This window comes from Coprococcus sp. AF51-11b1 (assembly GCF_027682785.1).
GTDB classification, from domain to species: Bacteria; Bacillota; Clostridia; order Lachnospirales; family Lachnospiraceae; genus Allocoprococcus; species Allocoprococcus comes.
Window position 1 is genome coordinate 428,046 of sequence record NZ_JAQCZB010000001.1, and the last position, 15,392, is coordinate 443,437.

Consider the following 15,392-nt stretch of genomic DNA (forward strand, 5'->3'; position numbering starts at 1 on the left):
TGTTTATTTATTTTTTTGAAAAGATATGTTTGATAAAAACATACATTACAATAGCAAATGCCATCAGATATCCAAACGCACCGATTGCCGGAATCCCCCACAACCTTGGCTGCATATTGGTTGTACAGATAATGCTGGAACTGATCAGAAGTGCCATCACCCACAGCCCCATTACAATATTCCGCACCAACCTCCTGAGCAACCCGGAAAGCTCATCCGAAGTATGAAGATCCAGATTGACTCTGGTCTGTCCTTTCATGTGACCCTGCAGGATGTCTGCTGCAAGGGAAGGAATATCCATTGCCTTGTGAAGAGAACGATACAGTCTTTTTGCATCATTCTTTATCTCTTTTTTCCACTGTTCCTTCGTCAGAAAGCTCTCCTTCATCCGTGCCGCCGCAATCTCAACCATGTTGATCTGCGGACTGATCTCGGCAAGCACACCTTCCATATTGGCGAGTCCTCTTGCAAGCATAGTAAGTCCATGAGGCATAGAAATTTTATTTTCCTTCATCACTTCCATCAGATCCTGCATAACTTCCGCAATATCGATATCACCCATATCAATCGTTCCATATTTTGCCATCAGATTATTGATATCTTCATACAGCTTGCTCTGATCCGGCTTTCCGCGGAACTCGCCAAGTGCCATCACCGCTTCCTGGATCAGACCGATGTCATTCTCTGCCACACCTTTGACTGCATTGCTGATCTGTTCCCGGTCACGCTCGGTAAGTCTTCCCATCATTCCCATATCGATCCAAACAATCTTTCCATCACGGATACGCACATTGCCCGGATGCGGATCAGCATGAAAAAAACCGTCCTCCATAACCTGGCGAATGTAATTATCTACAAGCTTTGTTCCAATCTCATTCAGATCATAGCCATTTGCCAGCAGATTTTCTTTATCGTTGATTGCAAATCCATCAATATATTCCATCACTAGCACATGGTTGGTCGTATATTCGCGATAGAGCCGAGGCGTTGTAACAAAAGCCACATCCTGATTGCGCTGGGCAAATTCTTCCATACTGGCTGCCTCCAGAAGGAAATTCATCTCCTGCTGGGTGACAGTCCAGAGCTCGTCCAGAACCATGTTAATATCCACCATGTCCTTGATCGTACCTGGCGGGACCAGCTTTGCCGCTTTGTGGAGCAGACTGATATCTCTGGACATTACCTTATAGATGCCCTGCCTCTGAACTTTGACGACAACATCTTCCCCAGTCTTCAGAACCGCCCGGTGGACCTGTGCGATCGATGCCGATCCCAGTGGATGCACATCAATGCTCTGGAACACTTCGTTCCACTCATAACCGTAGGACTTGCGGATCACTTCTGCTACCTGTTCAAATGGCATCGGTGTCACCTCGGAATGAAGCCGCATCAGTTCTTCACAATAGCTTTTCGGAAGAATGTCGGAATGCAGTGACATGATCTGACCAAGCTTAATATAAGTCGGCCCCAGATCCTCCAGGATCAGCCGGAGCTTTTCCGGGGTAAGTCCACCGGTAATCCCATGTTTTCTGAGGACTGCTGTCATCTCCCGCAGTCTGGAACCGTATTTATTTGACTCTTTTGGCTGGTTTTTGTTACTCATTCATGTCCTCGTTGCCAGATTCGATTGCTTCAACTTCTTTTGCTGCTTCCTTTGCCGTCTCTGTTTCAACAGTTTCAGCCGTCTCTCCTGCCTGTTCTACAGCTTCTTCTACTTTTTCTGTTTCTTCTTCAGAAACTGCTGCTTCACGCTCATAAATTCTTTCTTTGAGCTGTTCAATCTGCTCCGGTGTCATCTTATCAAGTAGCTCGTCCAGTTCTTCCGGTGAAGATGTCTTAACAGAAACATTGACATTTTCTTTTACAGTCTTCTTGATATTGTGGCGAAGTTCCTGATTCAGAACTTTTCCCTGTTCTACAGCTGCTTCTCCACGTTCTGCCATCTTATCCAGAACTTCTTTTGACTTTTCTGCAGTTACTGCTGCTGTACCAATCCCTGCAAGTAATACTTTCTTAACTCCATCTCCTAAACTTCCCATAACGTCTATCTCCTTTCACAATTTCAATCTGCTTTAAAACCCAAGGAATGTAAGCCCCTTTGGCAGAAAAATAATAATCCCGGCGATCGCTGCCATAATTGCTGCAATCAGAACCGCACCTGCTGCTGTATCTTTTGCAATCTTTGCAAGTGGCTTCCGCTCTTCCGTCACCAGATCGACCACCGCTTCTACTGCGGTATTGACCAGCTCCAGCGCCATGATAAGCCCAAAAAGTGTCAGGCAGATGCACCATTCCAGCGATGAGATCTTCAATATCACTCCGGCAATCACTACCAGAATCGCTGCCGCACAGTGAATCTTCATATTCCGCTCTTTTTTGATACAGGTACCAATCCCTTCAAATGCGTATCCAAAACTCTTATAGAGCGGATCTTTCTTCTGACTGTCCATATTTCATCACCTGCTTCTTATTATTGTCTTTATTTTACCAAATCAGCTCTATAATAACCAGTCTTTTCCGTATTTTCTTTCTATACAATCTGTAAAAATTGTAAATTTGTATTTGTATTTTGTATCGAAAAAAGCGGAAATACCATTTCTGATATTTCCGCTTCTCTGTCAGTTTATTTTATCTCTAATTCATCCATCGTTGTTTCCGCATTCATTGCAAAAAGTACACCTCCGAGGAATCCCGGGAAAACAATCGCATATCCTGCAAATATGATCAGCCAGGATATTCCTTTTAACGCCACCAGACTGACAACTCCCCAAAGTGCTGCACCTATAACCCCACACAATAATGCATTCGTCAGCAGAAACCATCCTGTCATACTCTTTTTTCCATATTTTTTATTCTTCCAGAAATCCCACAGCTTTCTCATTTTACATCTTCCTTTCCAAATTCCTTACCTTTAACAGAATCTTAACAAAGGTATGTAAAATCCAAAGGATCTGCCATGTAAAATCTATGTAAGAATTTTAAATCACCTGATGCTTCAGCCACTTTCTGCTGTGGAATCTCCACGAAAAAATAATCCCACGGAGTATCCAGTCTGAAAACATTCCGATCCACACGCCCATCGCTCCGACACCAACTATCCGGATCATAAATACGCTGAGGCAAAAACGGCACAGCCACATCGTCGTGCAAGATGTGAGCATTGAAAATTTCACATCCCCGGCTGCGCGCATACCATAGCCCGGGATAAATGCCATAATCCATACCAATGGCTTTACAATCGTGATCCACATCGTCATATGTATACACATATCCGCACTTTCTTTTTCCATACCACCAAGGATCGTGATCGGTTTTGTCAGTACAAATACACTCAGACAGCTGATGATCAGAATCACTTCCGCAATCATACAAAGCTTTTTGATATAGTAAACCGCTTCATCTTTTCTGCCAGCCCCAATACACTGTCCAACAATCGTCATCAACCCAACGCCAACTCCGATTGCTGCAATTCCATTCAGATTTTCCAGAATACTCGTCATTGCCTGTGCCGCGATTGCCACTGTGCCGAGCGTTGATACGGAGGACTGAATCGCAAGCTTTCCAAGCTGGAACATACTGTTCTCTACCCCTGAAGGGATACCGATACTTAGAATTCTCCGGATCATCCGGAAGTCTGGACGGATTTTCAGATAATCACGCACCACGATCGGCTGCCTGTCCTGTCGCAGCTGGGCCAGAACTACAACTGCACAGAAAACACGTGAAATCAGAGTTGCAAGTGCTGCCCCTGCAACACCCATATGAAATCCCCAGATCAGCATTGCATTTCCTGCAATGTTCATCACATTGGATATCATGGAAATGAGCATCGGACCTTTCGTATTATCCTGTGCCCTGAAAATCGATGCTGCCGAATCATAAGCTGCGATAAACGGAAAGGACAGTGCCGTGTAGAAGAAATAAATTTCCGACGCACGCATGACCTCCGCCTCCACTGATCCAAAGATCAGACGCAGCATCGGCTTTTGGAAAACAAGACAGATCAGGCTGATCACAACCGAAATTGCCGTAATAATAAACAGCACCTGCCTTGCGGATTCATTTGCCCGCTTCACATTCTTCTGTCCGATATACTGTGCACAGACGATCGCGCCTCCTGCCGCCAGCGCAGAAAACGCCTGGATCACCAGCACATTGATCGAATCCACCAGCGATACTGCTGAAATCGCCGCAGATCCCACATTGCTTACCATCATTGTGTCCGCTGTTCCCATGATGGAGTTCAGAAGCTGTTCCAGAACGACCGGTATCAGAAGATCTGCAATCATTTTATTTGTGAACATATGCTTTTGTTCCATTTTCTTTTAACTCCCTTTTTCCTCTGCTTCTCTCTTACTTCATTCCTGATTTCAAATAATTTCAAAAAAATCCCTTTGCTATTATGGTCTTCTTAAACTCAGAATGCAAGTATTTTTTTGCCCTGATGCGTTTAACAAACGGCTTTCTTTCTATCTCACATAGTTTTCAAATCCAAATGAGGCAGAAACCGTTTTTTTCATACATACTTTCTACCTATCAGCACATACTTATCTTATCCTGCCGGCAGTTTTTAAGATTTTCACTTTTTTCTGCCTGTGCCATATCAGATAAGGAGGTCCCCATGAAAAAAGAAAAACATTCTGATATTTCATCCCGCAAAAAATCCAATCAGAAGATCATCGATTCCTACGATTATCTGTCTAATGCAGCATCTGCGCAGGACTGCACCGGTCTGATCCCTGTCGGTCCCACAAACAGAGCTGAGCTGGAATCCTACGAAGAAGTCTATCATTATCGGCCGCCGAAAATTGATCCGGAGAAATGTGAGTGACTTCTATCAACCAAATAAGGAACGGTTTCGCTCTTTTTGTCCGAAACCGTTCCTTATATTTACGCTGGTAACTACTACTATAACATGAAAAAGCATAGAACATCCTTTGTCTCATTTTCTCCAAAAATCATCCCGGTAAATTTCTGGTATCCTGCCTTTTTCGCCATCTCCAAAGAAACCCGCAGGCGCTCAATTTCCCGGCTGCGCAGCTTTTCAAAATGTTCGATCGTATCTTTTCCTTCATAGCAATAGCCCTTTGTTCCAACCAGGGCATATTCGCCATAAGAATAAAAATTATTCTAGAGAAATTCCAGACGTTCGGAAAACATTTCCTTCATTTGCACCAAGATAAACGGTAATCTTCATCTTCTATTCCTCATCAAAATCTACTTCAAATACGCCTTCCGGTGTCTTCATGGTCAGGATTCCAAGATTAAAATCATCATCCTGAATCGTGATATGATATTCAAACACGACATCATCATCAAATTTGGAAAGTAAAATATATTCTCCATTTTCCTTTCCTTCAATCTGATCACAAATATCATCGTATACATCCTCTCCGGAAATCAGTCTCGGATATCCGGATGATTTGATTTTCTTTTCAATTGCTTCATATAATTCGTTCATGCTTTCTCTCTCTTTCTTTTTTTCATTTTATGTTGTTCTTTTTACAAGAATCTGATCTTACATCTCGTCCCGAAATCGCACATTTTAATTTATGCTGATTTCAGCATAACATACCCGCTCTATATTTTCTACTTTGACCAGGTCAGTTCTTCCTTCCCGGTATAATCAAATTTACCATCGTTTTTCTCTTCCAGCGCCTTGATCATATGATAGGTGTATTCATTATACGGCATCGGGATTCCAAGCTCTTTTCCCATCTGAACAAGCGCACCGGAGAACATATCGATTTCCGTGTGGCATCCGGCATCCAGATCCTGCAAGGTGGAATATCTGGCTGACGGTGGAACCGCACTTCCACGTCCGGACGAGCTTTCGGTCTTGCTCATATCGATTCCTTTTGCCTGTGCGACTGCTTCCAGCTCTCTTTTTAATCCGTCACTGATTGCTTTCATGTGCACGCTGTCACGGTAACATCCAACGCCTGCTCCCAGAATCGCCTGCGGCAGATTGCTGCACACATTCAGGCAGAACTTGCACCAGATCTCTTCCTGAATATACTCTGTGGAGCGGAAATGAATCCCGGTATCTGCAAATAACTCTTCCACTGCTTTCACCCGCTCGCTGTCGAACGGTGCGGACGGTTCTCCGAAAATGATTCCAAGTGTGGTCGGTGGATCAAAATGATAACCGTTTTCCTCTTTATGTGAAGCCACTTTGATCAGTGCCGGTAACACATGCTCCATTCCCACTGTTCTGCCAATGATCTCTTCGCTGTCAATACCGTTCATCAGACTCATGATCGCCGTATGCTCGCCTGTTGCTTTTTGTATACTCTCCAAAGCACCTTCCAGTGAACCGTATTTCAAAGCAACCACCATCAGATCCACGTCATGTGCCTCATCCGGAGTCCACACTTCCGGATGGTAAGTCTTGCCATTGATCGCACATCCGTTCTTTTTCAGACGTTCTGCTCTTTCTCCTTCAGCGATCACTCCAAGCCGGATATCTGATTTTTCAGAAAGACCCCAGATCACATAAGAGCCTACTGCTCCCGCACCTAAAACTGCAACTGATTTTATCTTCATCTTCTCTCACCTCGTAAATTTTCTATTTTTCAACCTTTCGGAGTACCCTTGCCGGATTGCCGACGATTCCCGTCTTTTTCAATAAAATTCCAAGAACCATGACAAACGCCAGAGATGCTGCACGTAAAAGTACCGCTGCCATTTTGTTGTCCTCCTGAGGTATGTTATTTTCTCTTTATCCCCGCATCGGTGTCCTAACTTCAATCAAATTGCCGTCCAGATCATAAAAACGGATCACTTTCTGTCCCCAGCTGTACGTCATCAGCCTGGTGACATATTTGGTTTCCGGATACAGTTTTTCTAATTTTTCAGTAAACGCTTCAATATTCCGCTCTTCAAAATAAAGTTCACAGGAATTATTCTCCGGGACAACTTCTTTTCCTGTAACATCCTTCCAGACTTTTTCGTCCTGTAAAACAAGTCCTTCTGTCAGAATAACGTTTCCATCATTGTCCAGAATGATATCCAGACCAAACAGATCATGATAGAATTTCTTTGATTTTTCAATGTCTTTTACGACAATCAGGATATTCCTTAATCTCATCTTCTCCTCCACAACCTGATTTTTTTACTCTATCAGTTTTTTCTGATCTTCCTGGTAAAAAATAGGCTTTTCCAATTCAACTTCCCTTCCCAGTGGCACACCGCCATGGAGGATATCTTCCATCCTATGCACACAACGTTATCCGGATTGCACGGGATTTATTCGACACCTCCAGTGCAAATGGGTTCGCTTTCTTGGAATAGCTACCGCAAATACTTCTGTGTCTTTTCCATTACGTTTTTCAGGATATCAATGTTTTGTAAAATATTTTCTTTTTCCAATGAATGATTGGCATCCTCATACACATAAATCGGAACTGCCTGATTCTTTGAACATGCAATTACTTTTTTTACATCGCTCCACGGATCCGCAGTTCCAATAAATGCAATTGCATCATCATGTTCAAACATAAAAGTCTGTTCAAGCGGGGTATACAAAATCTGGCAGCATTTTATCTTATATTTCTCAGCATAAGCTGATGCAATAATGGTTCCTACGCTTTTGGAAATAAATAAAACTTCACTGTACTCGTCAAATGCGATTTCTTCAAGCTTCTTTTCTGCCTGCGCATACAAGCACTCAAATGCCTCTTGCATTTTCTTTTTATCGCCGCGTATATTTTTGCCATTATAGGAATACTCCTGCATGACTGTCTTTTCATATCCATATTCCTGAACCAGTTTTCTTGCATAGTACAAAAGTGGCTTATCACAATGATAACCAATGCCTGGGAAAAATACTGCTATTTTCATGGCATCCTCCTGATTTATCTTTTATTTCCATATTTATCAAAATTTTTCCTGAGTGCAATCTCCGTCGGTATGATCGAACCCACCAGTGGAATCATCTGAAATACACACAAAATTCCACCGACATTTCCTATGGCATCATTAGACTTTCCCATAACCAGAAGTAACACAATTAAAGATACCACCAAAAGAATAAGTCCACAGATATACCAGATCTTTCCGCAATAATGATGTGCAAATACCCAGGTGTCCTGATTCTTCATTGACATTGATGTTCTGTAACCAAACACATAATTGATCTGATCCGGTGCTTTTTTCAAAAACATTTTTCCGAAACCGATCATTGTAAACGGAATCAGTAAATCCATTATAAGCATAAAAATCCAGAATCCCATAACCGCACCTCCATTATTTTATCAGTTTTTCTCAAATACACACACCAAATGTCTTATGTTTCAGTTTACTCTCTTGGGACAAATTAATCAACAAACCGTTTTCGGTTCTTGTGCATTTTGTGGTAAAAAAAATGGAAATTTGTGCAAATGCTGGTGAATTCGGTTCTCTATACAAATCAATTTTTAAGGCAGGACTCGCTCCTTTCGGACTTGCTCTGACTCCTAATATTTCACTGGTGATCATCAACCTGATATTGCAGAGCGTAGGTGATGGAAGTCAGCCACTTATGAGCAAATATTATGGTGAAAAAAGGACAAATGACTTAACCGAAGCGAAACATATGGCTTATACTTTTGCTATTATTTATCTGCCATATTACTCGGATAAATTATATGATAAAATAAGGGACTTTTAGTTGCAGGTTGTTCTGGAGTTTCAAAATCTTCAGCGGAGAACGATTGGCTATCAGATAAAAACACCAATTTCACATTTTTTGCATATCTTAAATGAGAATGTTATACCACCCAGGAGGACTTATGAAAAAAAATTTTATATCCTTACTTTTTGTTTCTGCTATAACTGTCGGCCTTTTATCAGCCTGCAGCTCTGCACCTGCCGATGATAATGCTACGAATCCTAAAGCTGAAACCGTCACTTCCCAAGCCAATCATGACACCAATTCTTCTCCTGTCTCTGTGACACTGAACGAAGTCGCCCATTCTATCTTCTATGCCCCGCAATACATTGCGATTGAAAATGGGTATTTTGCGGATGAAGGAATTAATTTGACTCTTGTTACTGGTTTTGGGGTAGTTTAGTTAGTACAAGACAATATTTATTATTTTACTCGTAACTTCTGTCCTACATAGATCACATTCGGATTGCTGATTCCATTCAACTGCGCAACCTTCTGGTAGGACGTGCCGTATTTAGCTGCAATACCGGAAAGCGTATCTCCAGACTGGACAGTGTAATACTGTGCGGATGAAGCACCTGACTTACCGTTCACGATATTCTGAATCGTATTGTAGTCATATCCGGCAGCTGAAAGACGATTCTTTCTGTCATTTCCGTTGCCCCATTTACCGGCAAGAACTTCCTGTGCGATCTGCTCATTTGATTTTCTGGCAAACGCAGCGTTGATCTTGTTCTGGACTTCTGTGTAACGACTACCGAGAACAACCTTTCTTGTGTCACCGTTACCATATTTACCAGCTTTCACTTCACTCACCAGTGTATCTACGGATGCAGAATAGATATGGTCGATGAAGCTCTGGACTTCGTTATACCGTGTTCCAAGGGCGTTCTTGCGGTTGTCGCCAGCCCCGTATTTTCCTTGCATGACTCCAACAACCAGATCGAGCGTGGATCCGCTCGGAGTATTCACTGTCGGTTTCGGTGTTTCTGCCGGTTTGGTTGCGTTTCCTTTTCCGGCGTATTTGTTCCATGCGTCCTTGTCGCCGTAGAATTTATCCAGATCGAGATTACCGCCCCATCCATTCAATCTACCGCAAGAGCTATACTGCCGGATAGCACAAGTATAAGCTCCCTCATTCCACGGCTTATCCTGATAGCCTGTGGCGTTCATGTCTGCGTACTGTGCAATCCAGAGCCCGTAATTGCCAATATTAGAAAATCTATAGGCTACAGACTGCGAACAGTACAGGAGCGGACGCACGCCTGTTTTCTGGTATACATAGTCAAGCCAGCTCTTGCACCATGCAAAATCTGAGCTGCCGTATGCCGGGTTGCCTGTTCCCTCCCAATCAAGGCAAAGGATTGCTTCACCTATACGGTTTCCGATTCTATCAAGAAAATAATCTGCTTCTTTCTGGTAATCTCCACCATTCGCATAATGGTAGATTCCAAGACACTTTCCGGCGTTCTTAGCCTGTGCGTAAGCTCTTGCGAAATCCGGGTTCACGTAGCCTGTTCCCTCTGTTGCCTTTACAATCACAAAATCGCACGGGACCACACTGAGGTCAATTCCTGCCTGATAACTTGCAATATCAATTCCATTCATTGCCATAATGTTTCTCCTTTCAAAAAGAGGGCGACTATTCGCCCCATTATTCCTTGTATTTACTTCTGTTCCAGATTTCTGTGATCCGTTCCCAGCCTCCGGTGCTTACCAGATACACAATAAATGCTGCTAGAAATGAGGCAAATACATAATACCATTCAATTACAATTCCATAATAAATGCACAAGACCACCACCGCCACTGGTGTCAGGATCAGTGACACTGCAAGTGCCACCACATTGGTCTGGATCTTTTTCAGTACCGGCATTTCCTTTATCACCTGTACAACTACGCTCACAAGGAATGCTAAAATTCCGATTCCACCAAGTGCATAGGTAATATACTGCATCAACATTTCCGTATTCATAATCGTTACTCTCCTTTTTGTTTTAGATGTAATTCTTCTATTTCCTGTTTCATTTTTGTGATCATGCCATTCCCACCAAGCCGATGATATGCTTCATACATCTCACAGAAATTTTCATAAGCATAGCTCGGTATCTTACCAAGCTTCATATATTTCCCGTGATATTCAATTAACTGTACCCTAAGAAGTAACATTGTACCGGCGCTGTTTGCATCCCTTTTTTTACGTTCTTCCGCAATCCGTTCATCACGCTCTTTTGCGTCCTGCACCTGTTTCTTTTTTTGCTCCTGCAAGAGCCAGACAATATATCCCAATAAGATTGGAAGCGCAATGATATATGTCTGCATCAATACGTCTTTCACCGCTTTTTCTCTCTTTCAATTAAATTTCTTATGATTTTACCGGCTTTGCTGTTCCGGTATACGCTATCGGATAGTCGTAATGGTAATCATACGGATAATCAACCGTTTCCTGGATCTGTACAGAAATCGTAAATTTTTCCTCGGTCGCAACCGTATTTTTGCTTAATTTCACATCTGTAATTTTAAGCATTAAACCACCTCAACTTCTATCCTTGCTTTCCTGATCGAATCCGCAACCGTATAAGTCACTTCCAATATATGTGTTCCTTTTTCTTTCGGAGCAATCTTGCAGTCAAGATAATGCTCATTGATATCACACTCTCCTTGCACCACGATGTCTGTGTAACGTGCCAGCTCATAAGATGCTGTCAGAATCGTAAATGGCTCATCGTTAGGACTTCGCACCAATAGCTTAACGTGCTTGTCTTCGCCCAGGATAAATCTAATTTTATTCACAACAACACCCCCTTCCGTGTATCGGATAAATTACCTCCACAAAGAGCGGATCTGGCTCTGCGATAACTTGATACTGCTCCGGAACTGCCTCTACAGCATAATCTTCCGGAATAACTGTAACCTTACAGTCTTCCGGAACAATTTCCACCATATAATCAAGTGGAACAAGTCTTACGCATAGAGTAGCCGGATCAACAATCAACAGCATCTTCGTGCAGTATGCAATATTGCCTGCATCATTTTCTGCCGTCAACTCCACCACATACATTCCATCTAAATCATAAGGGACCGTGGCATTCCACCGGTCCCCTTCATCTCTCTCGAATATTACTTCTTTTCCATCTATCTTACCGCTTACCTTTACTACCATAGGCGCACCGCCTAGTCGGTAATCTCGACTGCAATAATGAATGTCTTTCCGCAGTCTACTGGATTCGGAGTAAGAGTCACTGACTTAATTACCGGAGCTGACGTATCGACAGTAACCTTACGTGTGACTGTAGTAGTCTTTCCGGCTTTGTCTTTAGCTACGATTGTGATGGTGTTTGCACCCTCAGCAAGAGTCACGTCCTTAGTAAATGTTCCGTCTGTTCCGACCGTTACAGTTGCTCCATTTACCGTTACTGTAACTGGCTTAGATGATACGTCATCTGTTTTACCACTTACCGTTACTGTCTTCTTGTTGGTTATAAGGTTATTTGATGGAGCTGTGATCTGCAGTGTCGGAGGCACTGTATCAACTGTAAATGTTGCTGTCTTAGCTGCAGCTGCATTACCATCGTTGTCGGATGCTTTGACCGAAATCGTATGTGATCCATCTTTTAACGTCGGTGATGTGCATGTGCACTTATATCCACCGTCAATAGCAGTCTTTGTTACCGTCGATACGGCTGTACCATCAACTGTGACTGCGATTGTTCCTGCATTTACTCCGGAGTCTGTATCTTTTACCTGGAATTCGATAGTCGGAGTTGTATTTGTGATATAAGCTCCTGCAGACGGAGACGTGATCGTGATAGTCGGTGCTGTCTTTTCTTTTACACGGAGTTTAAGTGATGCGCCGAGAGTAGCATGACTCTGATCTACCGTGGTAGTATTGTCGGCCTCATCTGTAGCCTTTACTGTTCCGCCAAGAACATGATCCGGCTGATTATAGCTCGACTTACTTGGAGCTGTAACCGTAGCTTCCCATTTCCCGGAGGTCGAATTATAGGTCAGATTGTATGCCTGACCATTAAATATATATTGAGCTGTTTTTACTGCCATCTACGCTTCACCTCTACTGCTTGTCTTCTGTTACCAGATCTTCTGCTCCGGAATCAATCAGGACCTCTTTTACCTTGTCCTTTAAAAGTCTCGGTACCTGTGAATAAGTTTTCTTTCCTAACATAATCTGCTGCGCCCATAACATTGCCATCATTTCTTTTCCTCCTGAAATTTGTAATAATATGAATAAAAATAAAATGGTTAATACAATTATCGTTTTACTGATATACCGTTTCAGACATTTCCAAAATGCATCCTTCGAGCATTTCATTTTTCTCCTCCGCTTTTTCGACTCTTGACTGCAGGTTCGCATTTTTCTCTTCTGCTTCTTTAAGTCGTGCCTCCAGAGCTGCCATCCGGCTGTCCGGATCCTCTCCTTCCCGGTACATTAACACACCAAGAATGCCGGCCGTGTACTTCACGATTGCATCGAGCTTTGTGTAGTTTTCATACACAACGGTATCTGCATCCCGTTCGCTCACAGACATTCTCTTAGTTGTTGTCTGATCAGAGAATAAAGTCTTCAGCTGATCCTCGTGTGCTGAAATGGTCTTGATCAGAAGTGCGCCATCCGTCTGTTCAGTGATCTGCTGGATCTGCAGTTCCTGACCATCATTGAATGTGATTTTCATTTTTCTGTTTGCCCCTTTCTTCTTTTTAGAGGGATTCTGAACTAAATAGCAAAATAACAGCAATGAATAATATAATCAAAAATGTTGAAATCACAAAAACAAATTTGAAGGTTGCTGCTAATTCTGATTTTCGATGGACCTGGGACTTGCCGACAATACCTGGCTATTATCCGTTAGAGGTTTTAGCATGGAATTTCCATGGCGATTACGATCTTTGGTTAAATGTATCTACGGCTGCAAGATATTCTACAAGTAATCATTTTGGGATTGAAGGACACAACTTCGGAAACGGAACCGCAACGGTTACATTGTTCGTTCATATTTTGTATGTTAAAAATGGATTTTGTTCATATGTAAAGGCATAATTATTTCCATTTTCCAAAATAAGATGTTTACCTGCACATTATACCTCCCTGCTTTAGGTGCATAAGCAGGGAATTTACAGTACGAATATTCAGTGTTTTTATAACTTTATTTTCCCATACGAATAATATTTAGCCTACATCCACCAGAAACCTGTATAACGCTTCCGGAGTTTTGCAGAACAGTAAACCGTATTTTATCTCCAGCGTTGATTTCATTTAGAAACATAAAATCGGCACCATTATAAGGTCCTATGAGTTTAGACTGTCTTGACTGCTCCACATTGTTTCTTTCCAATTTTGCGTATAGACTCAATTGTTTTGCAACTCCTTGTTGGAAGTTCATATACGCATGAATTAGATATATACCATCTTGCGGAACTGTAAAAGTATGCTTGTAATTCGTAGCATCATAATTATGCACAAGTCCTATATTGTCAAGAATCTTTTTACTGAAATCAGTTCCTTGAAATTCCGAGTTGCTTGGTGCGATATTGTATGCACCATTATTCATGTACACAGCCGTTTTTACTAAATTGCTATTTAGTTCAGAATCCCTCCTTTGACTGGTTGATAAAGTTACATATATAAAAGCGCATAACAAAAACACCCGACCAATGCCGAGTGTAAATAAATAAGTTTATTTACTTATGCGCTTAAATATTTAAAGTGATGATACCGTACACCTTCCTGATTCACTGTACAATATCGCATGGTTGTCTCTGACTTTGCGTGTCCCGCAAATATCATAGCCTCCTGCAGAGGCATTCCGCGGTTCAATGCATTTGTCAGAGCCGTCCTCCGGAATCGATGCGGATGCGCATTTTCTACACCCGCCTTCTCTCCAATCCGCCGGATGATATCCTCAATTCCTGTTTTCGTCAGCCGGCTATTCGGTTTCTTGCTTCCGACAAATAGCGCCGGATCATTGTCTTTTCTGCTTTCCAGATATTCTTTCAGGTACATGTTGGTTCGTTCATTGATGTACACCGTCCTTTCTTTCGCTCCTTTTCCATATACAATCAGCTCTTTATTCGCATACCGGATATCTTCCCTGTTAATCTCTGAAAGCTCCGATACTCTGACTGCTGTGCTATATAGGAATTCTAGTAACGCTTTATCCCGAAGACTGCTGCATTTACGCAGCATCCGCTCCCGTTCTTCATCAGTATATGGTTTCCGGATCTTCTTTTCTACTTTTATAGATTCCACCAGCACCATCGGATTTCTCCGAATCCGGTCACGATCTCGCAGCCATCCGAAGAAGCTGCTATACACTGCCCGGACATTCTTTAGTGTCTGGTTTGCTACCTTGCGGATCATTTTATAAGCCCGCATGAATCCAGAAATATCTCCAGAATCTATGTTCTTCACTGGCTTATTGATATAGGTCAGTAACCGAACCAGTTCATACCGATATTGCTTCACTGTCTTTGATGCTTTTCCTTCCAGTGCTTTACTCATCAGAAACTCTTCCAGATCCACTTCCCAGCTCCTGTCTACAACCTGCAGGTCCGTTTCCTGGATTACTCTGCATCCGGTAAATGTCATCTGTAACACTTCTTTCAGCTCACGTAATTGCATTTCATCTAAAACCGGTTGCATTCTTCGCAATACATCCATTATTTTTGCTTCCATACGTCTCTCCTTTTTGCTTTCAGTATATCAACTGTCATACTGAATTAAGTA

Annotated in this window: 25 protein-coding genes; 4 read left to right on the top strand and 21 right to left on the bottom strand. The window is 42.4% G+C overall.

Annotated features, from left to right (window positions below; translation table 11 throughout):
• Positions 1-7 precede the first annotated feature (7 nt).
• The 5 genes from PGY05_RS02055 to PGY05_RS02075 all read right to left on the bottom strand — a co-directional run bounded on the left by PGY05_RS02055 (position 8) and on the right by PGY05_RS02075 (position 4,319).
• Positions 8-1,603: an ABC1 kinase family protein gene (locus PGY05_RS02055; RefSeq protein ID WP_022220317.1), complete on the bottom strand. Its 1,596-nt coding sequence runs from the start codon at positions 1,601-1,603 to the stop codon at positions 8-10.
• Positions 1,596-2,039: a phasin family protein gene (locus PGY05_RS02060; RefSeq protein ID WP_008369470.1), complete on the bottom strand. Its 444-nt coding sequence runs from the start codon at positions 2,037-2,039 to the stop codon at positions 1,596-1,598. Before PGY05_RS02060 ends, PGY05_RS02055 begins: the two co-directional genes overlap by 8 nt.
• 33 nt (positions 2,040-2,072) lie before the next feature.
• On the bottom strand, positions 2,073-2,450 hold the full coding sequence (locus tag PGY05_RS02065; RefSeq protein ID WP_008369472.1) for a diacylglycerol kinase family protein: 378 nt from the start codon (positions 2,448-2,450) through the stop codon (positions 2,073-2,075).
• Between the two features lie 173 nt (positions 2,451-2,623).
• The gene (locus tag PGY05_RS02070) at positions 2,624-2,881 is read right to left on the bottom strand and encodes a hypothetical protein (RefSeq protein ID WP_055249282.1); all 258 of its coding nucleotides are present in this window, start codon (positions 2,879-2,881) and stop codon (positions 2,624-2,626) included.
• A 97-nt stretch (positions 2,882-2,978) separates the two neighbouring features.
• Positions 2,979-4,319 (bottom strand): MATE family efflux transporter, encoded by a 1,341-nt coding sequence (locus PGY05_RS02075; RefSeq protein ID WP_195250693.1) that lies wholly within the window; start codon positions 4,317-4,319, stop codon positions 2,979-2,981.
• A gap of 302 nt (positions 4,320-4,621) precedes the next feature.
• Between PGY05_RS02075 and PGY05_RS02080 the strand changes: the two genes are divergently transcribed.
• Positions 4,622-4,831 (top strand): hypothetical protein, encoded by a 210-nt coding sequence (locus PGY05_RS02080; protein WP_022220316.1) that lies wholly within the window; start codon positions 4,622-4,624, stop codon positions 4,829-4,831.
• 369 nt (positions 4,832-5,200) lie between these two features.
• Here the strand turns inward: PGY05_RS02080 and PGY05_RS02085 are convergent, their stop codons facing one another.
• The 5 genes from PGY05_RS02085 to PGY05_RS02105 form a co-directional block, all read right to left on the bottom strand.
• The gene (locus tag PGY05_RS02085; RefSeq protein WP_008369481.1) at positions 5,201-5,461 is read right to left on the bottom strand and encodes a hypothetical protein; all 261 of its coding nucleotides are present in this window, start codon (positions 5,459-5,461) and stop codon (positions 5,201-5,203) included.
• A 128-nt stretch (positions 5,462-5,589) separates the two neighbouring features.
• Complete coding sequence (locus PGY05_RS02090) at positions 5,590-6,546, bottom strand: ketopantoate reductase family protein (RefSeq protein ID WP_195250694.1); 957 nt, start codon at positions 6,544-6,546, stop codon at positions 5,590-5,592.
• Positions 6,547-6,721: 175 nt separating this feature from the next.
• Positions 6,722-7,090 (bottom strand): VOC family protein, encoded by a 369-nt coding sequence (locus tag PGY05_RS02095; RefSeq protein ID WP_055262281.1) that lies wholly within the window; start codon positions 7,088-7,090, stop codon positions 6,722-6,724.
• A 203-nt stretch (positions 7,091-7,293) separates the two neighbouring features.
• Positions 7,294-7,842 carry an alpha/beta family hydrolase gene (locus tag PGY05_RS02100; RefSeq protein WP_117558889.1) on the bottom strand — a complete coding sequence of 183 codons (549 nt, stop codon included), beginning with the start codon at positions 7,840-7,842 and terminating at the stop codon, positions 7,294-7,296.
• Between the two features lie 14 nt (positions 7,843-7,856).
• Positions 7,857-8,234, bottom strand: a complete 378-nt coding sequence (locus PGY05_RS02105) for an SdpI family protein (protein ID WP_117558887.1) — start codon at positions 8,232-8,234, stop codon at positions 7,857-7,859.
• 119 nt (positions 8,235-8,353) lie between these two features.
• Between PGY05_RS02105 and PGY05_RS02110 the strand changes: the two genes are divergently transcribed.
• Positions 8,354-8,650 carry a hypothetical protein gene (locus tag PGY05_RS02110; protein WP_270475237.1) on the top strand — a complete coding sequence of 99 codons (297 nt, stop codon included), beginning with the start codon at positions 8,354-8,356 and terminating at the stop codon, positions 8,648-8,650.
• A 121-nt stretch (positions 8,651-8,771) separates the two neighbouring features.
• The gene (locus tag PGY05_RS02115; RefSeq protein WP_270475238.1) at positions 8,772-9,053 is read left to right on the top strand and encodes an ABC transporter substrate-binding protein; all 282 of its coding nucleotides are present in this window, start codon (positions 8,772-8,774) and stop codon (positions 9,051-9,053) included.
• Between the two features lie 20 nt (positions 9,054-9,073).
• On the opposite strand, the gene PGY05_RS02120 is transcribed toward PGY05_RS02115, so the two are convergent.
• The 9 genes from PGY05_RS02120 to PGY05_RS02160 form a co-directional block, all read right to left on the bottom strand.
• Positions 9,074-10,264, bottom strand: coding sequence for a GH25 family lysozyme (locus tag PGY05_RS02120; protein ID WP_270475240.1), 1,191 nt, complete (start codon positions 10,262-10,264; stop codon positions 9,074-9,076).
• A gap of 40 nt (positions 10,265-10,304) precedes the next feature.
• Positions 10,305-10,625: a hypothetical protein gene (locus tag PGY05_RS02125; RefSeq protein WP_022221038.1), complete on the bottom strand. Its 321-nt coding sequence runs from the start codon at positions 10,623-10,625 to the stop codon at positions 10,305-10,307.
• A gap of 5 nt (positions 10,626-10,630) precedes the next feature.
• The gene (locus PGY05_RS02130; protein ID WP_242856300.1) at positions 10,631-10,987 is read right to left on the bottom strand and encodes a hypothetical protein; all 357 of its coding nucleotides are present in this window, start codon (positions 10,985-10,987) and stop codon (positions 10,631-10,633) included.
• Positions 10,988-11,015: 28 nt separating this feature from the next.
• Positions 11,016-11,177, bottom strand: coding sequence for a hypothetical protein (locus PGY05_RS02135; RefSeq protein WP_172680505.1), 162 nt, complete (start codon positions 11,175-11,177; stop codon positions 11,016-11,018).
• A complete protein-coding gene (locus PGY05_RS02140; protein WP_055262293.1) occupies positions 11,177-11,443 on the bottom strand; it encodes a hypothetical protein in 267 nt (88 codons plus the stop codon). Before PGY05_RS02140 ends, PGY05_RS02135 begins: the two co-directional genes overlap by 1 nt.
• Complete coding sequence (locus tag PGY05_RS02145; RefSeq protein WP_055262295.1) at positions 11,436-11,813, bottom strand: PF13754 domain-containing protein; 378 nt, start codon at positions 11,811-11,813, stop codon at positions 11,436-11,438. The genes PGY05_RS02140 and PGY05_RS02145 overlap by 8 nt, the downstream gene beginning before the upstream one ends.
• An 11-nt stretch (positions 11,814-11,824) precedes the next feature.
• A complete protein-coding gene (locus tag PGY05_RS02150; protein WP_270475243.1) occupies positions 11,825-12,709 on the bottom strand; it encodes an Ig-like domain-containing protein in 885 nt (294 codons plus the stop codon).
• Positions 12,710-12,722: 13 nt separating this feature from the next.
• A complete protein-coding gene (locus PGY05_RS02155; RefSeq protein WP_172676495.1) occupies positions 12,723-12,863 on the bottom strand; it encodes a CD1375 family protein in 141 nt (46 codons plus the stop codon).
• 64 nt (positions 12,864-12,927) lie between these two features.
• On the bottom strand, positions 12,928-13,341 hold the full coding sequence (locus PGY05_RS02160; RefSeq protein ID WP_270475244.1) for a hypothetical protein: 414 nt from the start codon (positions 13,339-13,341) through the stop codon (positions 12,928-12,930).
• Between the two features lie 62 nt (positions 13,342-13,403).
• Here PGY05_RS02160 and PGY05_RS02165 point away from each other — a divergent pair, with 62 nt between their 5' ends.
• Positions 13,404-13,706: a hypothetical protein gene (locus tag PGY05_RS02165; RefSeq protein ID WP_270475245.1), complete on the top strand. Its 303-nt coding sequence runs from the start codon at positions 13,404-13,406 to the stop codon at positions 13,704-13,706.
• 106 nt (positions 13,707-13,812) lie between these two features.
• On the opposite strand, the gene PGY05_RS02170 is transcribed toward PGY05_RS02165, so the two are convergent.
• Together PGY05_RS02170 and PGY05_RS02175 are read right to left on the bottom strand one after the other, a co-directional pair.
• The gene (locus PGY05_RS02170; protein ID WP_270475247.1) at positions 13,813-14,217 is read right to left on the bottom strand and encodes a hypothetical protein; all 405 of its coding nucleotides are present in this window, start codon (positions 14,215-14,217) and stop codon (positions 13,813-13,815) included.
• Between the two features lie 134 nt (positions 14,218-14,351).
• Positions 14,352-15,341 (bottom strand): tyrosine-type recombinase/integrase, encoded by a 990-nt coding sequence (locus PGY05_RS02175; protein WP_118199360.1) that lies wholly within the window; start codon positions 15,339-15,341, stop codon positions 14,352-14,354.
• Positions 15,342-15,392 lie beyond the last annotated feature (51 nt).